Origin of the sequence: Burkholderia sp. Bp9016 (assembly GCF_003857765.1) — a bacterium.
In the GTDB taxonomy this organism is placed as follows: Bacteria; Pseudomonadota; Gammaproteobacteria; order Burkholderiales; family Burkholderiaceae; genus Burkholderia.
The window spans coordinates 1-9,919 of sequence record NZ_QTPY01000056.1 but is presented as its reverse complement, the minus strand read 5'-3'; the positions used below and the strand labels follow the sequence as shown (position 1 = coordinate 9,919).

Genomic DNA, 9,919 nt, shown 5'->3' with positions numbered 1-9,919 from the left:
ATGATCTGGCTGTCCGTGAATCTCGATTTCTTCATTCCGTAGAACTCCCTCAACAAGAAAATTCTACTTCTGATCACACCGGTTTCTCGGGGGGATTACCATGGATCGACCTAGGCTGAATCGGGTTACATGATGGTTACATGAACCGAATAAAGAAAAAGGGGTTACACGCTTTTGGCATGTAACCCCTTGATTCCTTTGGTCGGAGCGATAGGATTCGAACCTACGACCCTCTGATCCCAAATCAGATGCGCTACCAGGCTGCGCTACGCTCCGACGAGCCAAAGATCATATCGTCTAATCGGTGACGGAGTCAATCACGTTATGCATATGATGCGATGTGCGTGACCCCGAACCGGCCGCGATTGGCGACAATTTGCATGGCGATCGCGGGGCACGTACGTGTGGCCGGATCGTCGCCAACGCATGGAGGAAATCATGATGAACCTGATCCTGTGGCGTCACGCCGAAGCCGAAGACTACGCGGCAAGCGACGTCGCGCGCCAGTTGACCGCCCGCGGGCGCAAGGAAGCGCAGGCCATGGCCAAATGGCTGCGCAGCCGGCTCGAATCGAGCAGCATGATCCTCGCGAGCCCGGCGGCACGCACGGTGCAGACGGTCGAGGCGCTGACCGACCAGTACCGCACGATCGATTCGCTCGCGCCGGGCGGCAGCGTCGACGACGTGCTCACGGCGGCCGGCTGGCCGGACGGCATCGCGCCGACGGTCGTGATCGTCGGCCATCAGCCGACGCTCGGCAGCGTCGCCGCGCAGCTGATCGCGGGTAGCGACGACAGCTGGAGCGTCAAAAAGGGCGGCATCGTATGGCTCGCGAGCCGCACGCGCGACGGCAGCCGTCAGGCTGTACTGCGCGCGGTGTTGACTCCGGACCTCGTGTAAAGGGGTTGAAGGCATTCGTCATACGGTTTCGCAAGCTTTCTGCTAAAGTCAGTTCGGCGACACGTCATTGAAAGGACACGGTCGTGCCACAGAACGGTAACGGCTGATTACTACATTGCTGGCATGTCGTCCTCTTCCTTACGACCAGGAAAGCCTAATGCGAGAACTGCCGACGCCTACGCTCCCTTTTGCCTCGCTTCCCCTCGACACGACGCGGCGCCACCTGCCGCGCGCTGCTGAAACCGTCACATCCGAATACCGTCTGCGCGCCGCCTGGGCGCGCACCGAAGATGAATTGCGCGAAGCCCAGCGTCTGCGTTACAGCGTGTTCGCCGAAGAGATGGGCGCGCAGGTCAGCGGACCGTCCGGTCTCGACGTGGATCCGTTCGATGCCTATTGCGACCACCTGCTGGTGCGCGATCTCGATACGCTGAAGGTCGTCGGCACGTACCGCGTGCTGCCGCCGCACCAGGCCGCGCGTGTCGGCCGTCTGTACGCGGAAGGCGAATTCGATCTGTCGCGCCTCACGCACCTGCGCGGCAAGATGGTCGAGGTCGGTCGCTCGTGCGTGCACAGCGACTACCGCAGCGGCGCCGTGATCATGGCGCTGTGGGGCGGTCTCGGCGCCTACATGATGCAGAACGGCTACGAGACGATGCTCGGCTGCGCGAGCGTGTCGATGGCCGATGGCGGCCACTATGCGGCGAACCTGTATCAGTCGTTGTCGGCCGGTTCGCTGACGGCGCCGGAATACCGCGCGTTCCCGCATACGGCGTTGCCGGTCGACGAACTGCAGACGGGCACGGTCGTCGCGCCGCCGCCGCTGATCAAGGGCTATCTGCGCCTCGGCGCGAAGATTTGTGGCGCTCCGGCCTGGGATCCCGACTTCAATTGCGCCGATTTCCTCACGCTGTTCCGTCTGTCGGACATCAACGCACGCTACGCCCGGCACTTCCTGGGCTGAGCATCCTCCGGATCGCGGGGCGCCCGCCATGGGCGCGCGCAAGCGAACGCCGCCGCCCGGCCGTCTGCCACGCGACGGCGTTCGGCCATTCGGACGATGCCACGGTATCGAACCCCGTTAATTCGGGCGGTACGCCGCTCTCCAGCGCGCCCGGGCGGGTGCGTCAGCAGGCGGGCCGCACGTGCGGCGGCCCGTACGACGGCGCGGCTTGCTAGTGCTTGCGCCGCCAGTCGAGCAGATGGTGTTCCGCCATCCAGTGATGGATCATCCCTTCGCCCCCATGGCTGCGCTTGTATTCGCGCGACTCGAAGTAGGACAGGGCGACGAGCACCATCAGGCCGATGAACAGGCCGATCAGGCCAGCGATTTCTTCAGACGTCATGGCAGCCTCCTTTCAACGGCACAGCGCCATGCGTACATGGTAGAACATGTGCGGGACGACCTCTAACCCGGAATTCCGCTAGACTCGGCCCGGTTCTGGCGCGCGATGGGCGCGCCGTTTTCCGGAGCGTTTTCGATGACCCGTTTCATGCTCGCCGTGCTGGCCGCATCCATTCTTGCCGGCTGCAGCAGCGATCCCCGTGACGCCCGTCGCGGCCATCCGCCGCAAGACCCGGCCGACTATCACGGCGTGCCGACCGACATGACGCCGCCGTCGATGCTTGGCGAGCCGGGTTCGGCGCCCCCCGCGAAATAACGGTCGGCGGCGCGGCGCGTCACGCGCCGGCAGCAGGTGCGTCGGCGCCGATCCGGCGCATCAGCGCGGGCAGGTAGCGTGCGAGCGTCGCGCCGCGCGCGACCATGAAGAGCAGCAGTGCGAACCACAGCCCGTGATTGCCGAACGGGCCGACGGCGGCCAGCGTGGCGGCAATGAAGATCGCGAACGACGCGATCATCGCGCGCATCAGCGATTGCGTCTGCGTCGCGCCGATGAACACGCCGTCGAGCAGGAATCCCCACACGGATACGATCGGCGAGATCGCTGCCCACGGCAGGTATTGCAGCGCGACCGCGCGGATCCCGGCCTGATCGGTCAGCTGCGCGACGATCCAGCCGCCGGCCGCCCAATAGACCAGTGCGAACAGCAGCGCGCCGAGCACGGACCACAGCAGCGTGACACGCACGGCCTGCCGGAATGCGGTGCGATCGCGCGCACCCGCAGCCGCGCCGACGAGCGCTTCGGCCGCGTGCGCGAAGCCGTCGAGCCCGTACGCCATGAAGGTCTGGAAATTCAACAGCAGTGCGTTGGCGGCGAGCGTCGCATCGCCCTGTTTCGCGCCGAGGTGGGCGAACCAGCCGAACGCGCCGAGCAGGCACAGCGTGCGCAGGAAGATATCGCGATTGAGCACGATCAGTCGCGTGAGCGCCGCGCGGTCGACCAGTTCACGCGCGGCGAGCGGCGCCAGCCCGCGCGGCCGCAGCCGCCACAACATCCAGGCACCGAGCGCGAAGCCGCAGGCGTCCGCGGTGGCGGTCGCCGCGCCGATTCCGCTGATACCCCAGTCGAAGCCGTACACGTACAGCAGCACCGCGCCGATGTTTACCGCGTTGATGAAGACCTGTGCGACGAGCGCGAGCCGCACGCGCTGCACGCCGAGCAGATAACCGAGCACGACGTAGTTCGCGAGCGCGAACGGGGCGCTCCAGATGCGGGCTTGACCGTACGCGAGGGCCGTCGCGCGAACCGCGTCGCTGCCGCCCAGTGCGGTCAACGCGAACGACAGCAGCGGCACTTGCAGCGCGAGCACGGCCGCGCCGAGCGCGAACGCGACGATCAGCGCGCGCAGCACGTTCAGGCGGATGCCGGCGGCGTCGCCGGCGCCGTGCGCCTGCGCGACGAGGCCCGTCGTGCCCATGCGCAGGAAGCCGAAGCCCCAGAACACGAAGTTGAAGAACAGCCCGCCGAGCGCGACGCCGCCGAGATATTGCGCACCGTCGAGATGGCCGGCGACTGCCGTGTCGACCGCGCCGAGAATCGGCTGGGTCAGGTTCGCCAGGACGATCGGGAAGGCGAGCGCGAGGACGCGACGGTGCGAGACGGCAACAGACCCGGCAACCGGCCCGGTGCCGGCCCCGTGCGGTAATGCGGATTCGGACATGGCGGACGCGTCAGGCGCGTTCCTGCACGCATACCCATGGCGACACGACGACCGCCCACAACTCCGGATTGCGCGCCGCGTAGTCGGCGGCGGTTTCCGCCGGCATGCGTGCGACGAGGCCGGCGGACAGCCAGCGCGTGACCTGTTCCGAAGCGTCGTCGGCAATCGCTTCCGCGACGCTGACGAGATCGAGGTCGCCCGCGACCGACAGCAGCTTGCCCTGTGCGAAGAAGCGTTCGAGATCGCACCAGTCGATCTTGGCGGTTTCGCCGAGGAGTTTGGCGTAGAGCGGGCTGTGCGACGCACCCGCGGCGGAATCGTGTTGGTGGGAGGACATCGGTTGTTCGTTGGAAAGACTGCGTGGCGCCACTATAAACCATCCGGGCGGCCGGCCGGATGCCCGGCCGCCCGCGGGCCGCTCATGCGTCGCGCAGCGCGCGGCGCACGATCTTGCCGGTCGCGGTCATCGGCAGGCCGTCGACGAACGCGATGGCGCGCGGGTACTCGTGCGCGGCCAGGCGCGTACGCACGTGTGCCTGCAGCGCCTGGACCAGCGCGTCGTCGCCGACATGGCCGGGGTTCAGCACGACGAACGCCTTGACGATCTCGGTGCGCGTCGCATCGGGCACGCCGACCACGGCCGCCATTCGAACCGCCGGATGCGTGAGCAGGCAGTCCTCGATCGGCCCCGGGCCGATCCGGTAACCGGCGCTCGTGATCACGTCGTCGTCGCGGCCGACGAAGCGTATGAACCCGTCGGCGTCGATCGTGCCGGTGTCGCCCGTGAGCAGGTAGTCGCCCGCGAACTTGTCGCGCGTCGCGTCCGGATTGCGCCAGTACTCGAGGAACATCACCGGATCGGGGCGGCGTACCGCGATGCGCCCCTCGACGCCCGGCGGCAGCGGCGTGCCGTGTTCGTCGACGATCGCGACCATGTGGCCGGGCACGGCCTTGCCGATCGCACCGGGCTGCGCGTCGAACAGCGCTGCGCATGACGACAGGACCATGTTGCATTCGGTTTGCCCGTAGAACTCGTTGATCGTGACGCCCAGCGCCTCGCGTCCCCACGCCGTCAGCTCGGTGCCGAGCGATTCCCCGCCGCTCGCGACGGATTTCAGCGATAGCGCGTAGCGCTCGCGCGGCGCCGGCACCGCGCGCATCAGCTTCAGTGCGGTGGGCGGCAGGAATGCGTGGGTCACGCCGTGCCGCGCCATCAGAGCGAACGCGGCCTCGCCGTCGAATTTCTCGAAGCGGCGCGCAAGTACGGGCACGCCGTGATGCCATGACGGCAGCAGCACGTCGAGCAGGCCGCCGATCCATGCCCAGTCGGCGGGCGTCCAGAACAGGCGCGCGTCGCGCGGAAAACATTGCTGCGACATCTCGACGCCGGGCAGGTGGCCGAGCAGTACACGATGCGCGTGCAGCGCGCCTTTCGGCTTGCCGGTTGTTCCGGACGTGTAGATGATCACCGCCGGATCGTCGGCGGCGGTGTCCGCCGGCACGAAATCGGGCGATTCGGCTGCGAGTGCTGCGTCGTAGCGCAGCACGCCCGGCGCGTCGGGCGCATCGTCGCCGATGCAGTAGCATGTGTGCAGTGCCGGCAGTTGTGCGCGCAGCGGCGCGATCTTCGCGTAGCCGGCCGCGTCGGTGACGAGCGCGGCGGCTTCGCTGTTCGCCAGCCGGTATTCGAGTGCATCGACGCCGAACAGCGTGAACAGCGGCACCGCGATCGCGCCGAGCTTGTAGGCGGCGAGGTGGGCGACGGCCGTCTCGAGACCCTGCGCGAGGAAGATGCCGATCCGGTCGCCGCGTCGCAGGCCCGCGCGCGCGAAGCTGTTCGCGAGCCGGTTAGAAGCATTCCTCAGGTCGTCGAACGTGATGCGCGACACGTTGCCTTGCGCCGTTTCGTGGATCAGCGCGAGCCGTCCGCTGCCGTCGGCCCACTTGTCGCAGACTTCCACGCCGATGTTGTAGCGGGCCGGAACGTCCCACGCGAAGCGGGACAGCAGGTCTTCGTAGCGGTCGGCGGCGGGCAGCATCACATGTCTCCTCTGCATCGATCGTCGGATTGCGTCGATGAGTTACATCGGCATTTCACGCGATCGAAGCCACAATGGCGTCTGATAGATAGGGAATGTTCGGACTCGTGCGACGGGGGCTGTTCAGTGCACGATTCCACAATGACGCATAAGATCACGACAAAACAGTAATGTGACCATGGATTTGCTTCTGATAGCTGCGGGGTTCAGCCTGTTCGGAATCGGTGCGCTGGTGGTGTTCGCCAGCCGCGTCGATCCGCTGTCCGGCCGTTTCACCGGCCGTTTGCGCCGGCGCTGACACGACCTTTCCGATCTGTTGCGACGACACGCGATGCGAGCCGGCACCGCATGTCGTCTGTCGCGTGCTCAGCGAGACGGCAGGTAGCGTGCCGGATCGATCGAGCGGCCGCCGTAGCGCAGCTCGAAGTGCAGCGCGACGCGATCGCTGTCGCTGTTGCCCATCTCCGCGATCGTCTGCCCCTGCGTGACCGACTGTCCTTCCTTCACGAGCAGCGCGCGGTTGTGCGCGTAAGCCGTCAGGTAGTCCGAGTTGTGCTTGAGGATGATCAGGTCGCCGTAGCCGCGCAAGCCGTTGCCCGCGTAGACGACCACGCCGGGTGCCGCGGCCATCACCGGCGTGCCCGCCGAGTTCGCGATATCGATGCCCTTGGAGTTCGCGCCGTCGAAGCTGCGCACCACGTTGCCGGCGGCCGGCCAGATCAGCGCGATGCTCGTGGCCGGCTTGACCGCCGATTCGACCGGCGCGGAAGGCGCGGGGCGGCTGCGGCCCGCGCTGCCCGTGCCGGTGGTCGACGCGGTCGTCGTGCCGGGTGGCGGTGCGACGCGCAGCACCTGACCGACCTCGATCGCGTCCGGGTTCGTGATCTGGTTCCAGCGCACGATGTTCTGCATCGACGTGCGGTTCTCGCGCGCGATCTTGTACAGCGTGTCGCCGCGTTCGACGCGATAGAACCCCGGGCCGACGGGGGCGGAGCCGCACGCGACGAGCAGTGCGGCGCAGGCGGCCGCGCAGAGCCGCTTCGTTGTTGTTCCGAACATTGAACCTCGCAAAAACCCTGCCGCGCGCGACGCGGCAGGCAACACAAAACGTCCGATTTTAACGGGTTCGACCCGCGCACCGCAGTTTCGGGCCGGGGCGGTGGCGTCGCGCACCACCGGTCAGGCGCGCGATGTCAGTCGGCGAGCGGCAGCACGCGAATGCGCAACGCGGCCGTTTCGGACGCGCCCGGGGCGAGCATGCGCAGCCCGAGGCCGTTGTGAATCGCGTCCGGCAGGCCGAGCCACGGCTCGACGCAGTAGAAGTCCGATTCCGGCTTTTCCGTCCAGCTCGTGACCGCGTACCACGGGATCGAGCCCGGCACGTCGAGCGCGATCTCGATCGTGCGGCGGCGGCCCGGCATCACGATGCGTACCGGCGTGGACGACGCGCCGTCGAGGCAATGGAAGCGATCGAGGATGTCCGGATCGCCGAGGCTGTACGAGGCTGCGCCGGGCTCGGGGGCGCTGATCGAGCCGTCTGCTTGCTGCAGGCAGCGGCGCGTCGGCGGCAGCTCGAGCGTGGTTTCGTCGCGTTCGCCGTGCGGCAGCGCGAAATAGAAGTGGTGGCCGGCGTAGTACGGCAGCGGCGTGTCGCCGCGATTGGTCGTCGTGAGCGCGACGTCGAGCGTGTGTGCGTCGGCGAGCCGGTAGGTCGCTTCGAAGCGGAAATCGAACGGATAGCTTGCATGCAGCGCGTCGTTCGCATCGAGTGTCATCGATAGCGCGGCGCCGTCGGCCGACGGTTGTGCTGCGAACGGCAGGTCGCGCGCGAAGCCGTGCATCGGCAGGTCGCGGACCACGCCGGCGGCATCGCGCCAGCGGCCGAGTTCGCCGTCGACGCGGTGACGGCCGAGGAACGGGAACAGCAGCGGGTTGCCGCCGCGCACCCGTGCGAGGTTGCGCCAGTCGGCGGTTTCCGGCCAGAAGATGACCGGTTCGCCGTCGACGTGCCACGACAGCAGGCGGCCGCCGAATTGCGGGGCGACCCGAACGAGCGACGGGCCGGCGTGAAGTTCATGAATGTCGTGCTGCTGGAAGATCGGCATGGCGAATCGGAATGAACGGGTGGGCGGGGTGCGCAACGGCGCGCTCCATTATCGGCCGCGAGGCGGTCGGGGAAAACCCTTCTCGGGAAATCGCGAGTTTTTCAGATTGCCGACGGTCTGGATAATGCCTGTAAACCGGTGATGTTGCCGGGTCATGACACTTCTGGAGGCGCCATGGATCTGGCAATGGCAATGGGAATCGCACTGTTCGGCATGTTCACCGGCAGCACGGTACTATTTTTCTACCAGCTCGGCCGCTGACGGCAAGTTGTTCCGGATTCGCAAGGCCCGCCATGCAAATGGCGGGCCTTTTGCTTTCCATGTGCTTACAAATTGCAAGCGTTTGTGTGCATTGCCGCAATATCCAGCCAAATGCCTTGGCGCGGTAATCCTGGCTCGGCATAATCGGGGCGCATTTTTTCGGACGCGCACTGCGTCGTCCGCTTTTCTTCCCGATTGATCACTACTAAGAGGACCGACGCGTGAGTCTCTGGTTTCTGGTATTCCTGAGCGTCCTGCAGGGCGTCACCGAACTGTTCCCCGTCAGCAGCCTCGGCCACACGCTGCTCGTGCCGGCGCTGTTCGGCATGCACATCGACAAGCACGCGCCGCAGTTGCTGCCGTTCCTGGTTGCGCTGCACCTGGGCACCGCGCTCGCGCTGCTGTGGTATTTCCGTGCGCGCTGGATCGCGCTGATCAGCGGTTTCTTCGCGCAACTCGGTGGCCGCAAGAACGACGACGGGCACCTGATGTGGGCGCTGATCGTCGGCACGATTCCGACCGGGATTGTCGGTCTGCTGCTGGAGAAGCGCCTCGAGCGTGTGTTCCACGACCTGCGCATCGTCGCGATCGCGCTGATCGTGAACGGCGTGCTGCTGTGGATCGGCGACCGCATCCAGCGCAGCCGCGCGCATCAGCCGCCCGAGAAGATGACGTTCAAGCAGGCGTTCTTCGTGGGTCTCGCGCAGGTGGGCGCGCTGATTCCGGGGTTCTCGCGCAGCGGGCTGACGATGATCGCCGGCAATGCGGCGGGGCTGACGGCCGAGAAAGCCGCGGAGTTTTCGTTCCTGCTCGGCACGCCGATCATTTTCGCGGCGGGCGTGCTCGAACTGCCGAAGCTGTTCCATGCGCATGGCCAGCTCGCGGACGCGCTGCTCGGCGGCGTGCTGACGGCGATCGCCGCTTATCTGAGCGTGCGGTTCCTGATGCGCTATTTCGAAGGTCGCGGGCGACTGGCGTCGTTCGGCGTGTATTGCGTGATCGCCGGGGTGTTCTGTCTCGGGTGGTTCATGCTGCACGCGCAGCCGGTTTGACGGTTGCAGCGCCGCTCGCGCGTGATATGGCGCGATGATCGGGTATAATTTCGGGCTCGGCTTCATGCCGGGCCCGTTTTGTTTCGGGGCTTCGCACCGGTAGTGGTTGTGGTGGCGTTCGAAGCCTTGTGCGGCAAATGCGGCCCGGGTCCGTGTGCCGTGTCTTTTTCCTTGACCGCCCTTAGCTCAGTTGGATAGAGCAACGGCCTTCTAAGCCGTAGGTCACACGTTCGAATCGTGTAGGGCGGGCCAGTCAGATCAATGCGTTAGCTTGTGTTTCGAAGCCCATCCCCGATCCTCAAGAATTTCATGTAGGTATCGTGTAGGTGTTCGCGGTCAAAGCAGATCCAAATTAATCCATGTCAGCGGCATGCTCGAGAGCGATGTTTGAGCAAGCCGGATCTGCCGTCGGCGGTAAACAGTGTGGGGGGGTGATCGATTTGACACCGAGGAGAAGCTGAGAAAAATTGGCCTGAAACTCAAGCCAGACGGGCGTTAG

At 66.1% G+C, this 9,919-nt stretch carries 10 protein-coding genes and 2 tRNA genes; 5 read left to right on the top strand and 7 right to left on the bottom strand.

The genetic code is table 11. The features are described 5' to 3' along the window. Window positions 1-199: 199 nt before the first annotated feature. Window positions 200-276 (bottom strand) — tRNA-Pro (locus tag DIE13_RS32130). A 162-nt stretch (window positions 277-438) separates the two neighbouring features. On the opposite strand from DIE13_RS32130, the gene sixA reads away from it, so the two are divergent. Together sixA and DIE13_RS32120 are read left to right on the top strand one after the other, a co-directional pair. Continuing rightward, window positions 439-900 carry a phosphohistidine phosphatase SixA gene (sixA, locus tag DIE13_RS32125; RefSeq protein WP_124830991.1) on the top strand — a complete coding sequence of 154 codons (462 nt, stop codon included), beginning with the start codon at window positions 439-441 and terminating at the stop codon, window positions 898-900. A gap of 157 nt (window positions 901-1,057) precedes the next feature. Then, complete coding sequence (locus DIE13_RS32120) at window positions 1,058-1,864, top strand: GNAT family N-acetyltransferase (protein WP_096502706.1); 807 nt, start codon at window positions 1,058-1,060, stop codon at window positions 1,862-1,864. A 211-nt stretch (window positions 1,865-2,075) separates the two neighbouring features. On the opposite strand, the gene DIE13_RS33110 is transcribed toward DIE13_RS32120, so the two are convergent. Then, window positions 2,076-2,246, bottom strand: coding sequence for a hypothetical protein (locus DIE13_RS33110; RefSeq protein ID WP_167357983.1), 171 nt, complete (start codon window positions 2,244-2,246; stop codon window positions 2,076-2,078). Window positions 2,247-2,381: 135 nt separating this feature from the next. On the opposite strand from DIE13_RS33110, the gene DIE13_RS32115 reads away from it, so the two are divergent. Next, a complete protein-coding gene (locus DIE13_RS32115) occupies window positions 2,382-2,561 on the top strand; it encodes a hypothetical protein (protein WP_124830990.1) in 180 nt (59 codons plus the stop codon). A 19-nt stretch (window positions 2,562-2,580) separates the two neighbouring features. Here the strand turns inward: DIE13_RS32115 and DIE13_RS32110 are convergent, their stop codons facing one another. The 5 genes from DIE13_RS32110 to DIE13_RS32090 form a co-directional block, all read right to left on the bottom strand. Next, window positions 2,581-3,963 (bottom strand): MATE family efflux transporter, encoded by a 1,383-nt coding sequence (locus tag DIE13_RS32110; protein WP_124830989.1) that lies wholly within the window; start codon window positions 3,961-3,963, stop codon window positions 2,581-2,583. A gap of 10 nt (window positions 3,964-3,973) precedes the next feature. Further along, the gene (locus DIE13_RS32105; protein ID WP_124830988.1) at window positions 3,974-4,300 is read right to left on the bottom strand and encodes a DUF2288 domain-containing protein; all 327 of its coding nucleotides are present in this window, start codon (window positions 4,298-4,300) and stop codon (window positions 3,974-3,976) included. 82 nt (window positions 4,301-4,382) lie between these two features. Then, the gene (locus DIE13_RS32100) at window positions 4,383-6,002 is read right to left on the bottom strand and encodes an acyl-CoA synthetase (RefSeq protein WP_124830987.1); all 1,620 of its coding nucleotides are present in this window, start codon (window positions 6,000-6,002) and stop codon (window positions 4,383-4,385) included. A gap of 366 nt (window positions 6,003-6,368) precedes the next feature. Further along, window positions 6,369-7,061, bottom strand: coding sequence for a peptidoglycan DD-metalloendopeptidase family protein (locus DIE13_RS32095; protein ID WP_124830986.1), 693 nt, complete (start codon window positions 7,059-7,061; stop codon window positions 6,369-6,371). A 134-nt stretch (window positions 7,062-7,195) separates the two neighbouring features. Next, window positions 7,196-8,107, bottom strand: a complete 912-nt coding sequence (locus DIE13_RS32090; RefSeq protein ID WP_124830985.1) for an aldose epimerase — start codon at window positions 8,105-8,107, stop codon at window positions 7,196-7,198. A gap of 482 nt (window positions 8,108-8,589) precedes the next feature. Between DIE13_RS32090 and DIE13_RS32085 the strand changes: the two genes are divergently transcribed. Next, the gene (locus DIE13_RS32085) at window positions 8,590-9,420 is read left to right on the top strand and encodes an undecaprenyl-diphosphate phosphatase (RefSeq protein WP_124830984.1); all 831 of its coding nucleotides are present in this window, start codon (window positions 8,590-8,592) and stop codon (window positions 9,418-9,420) included. A gap of 175 nt (window positions 9,421-9,595) precedes the next feature. Next, a tRNA-Arg gene (locus DIE13_RS32080) sits at window positions 9,596-9,672 on the top strand. Window positions 9,673-9,919: the final 247 nt, after the last annotated feature.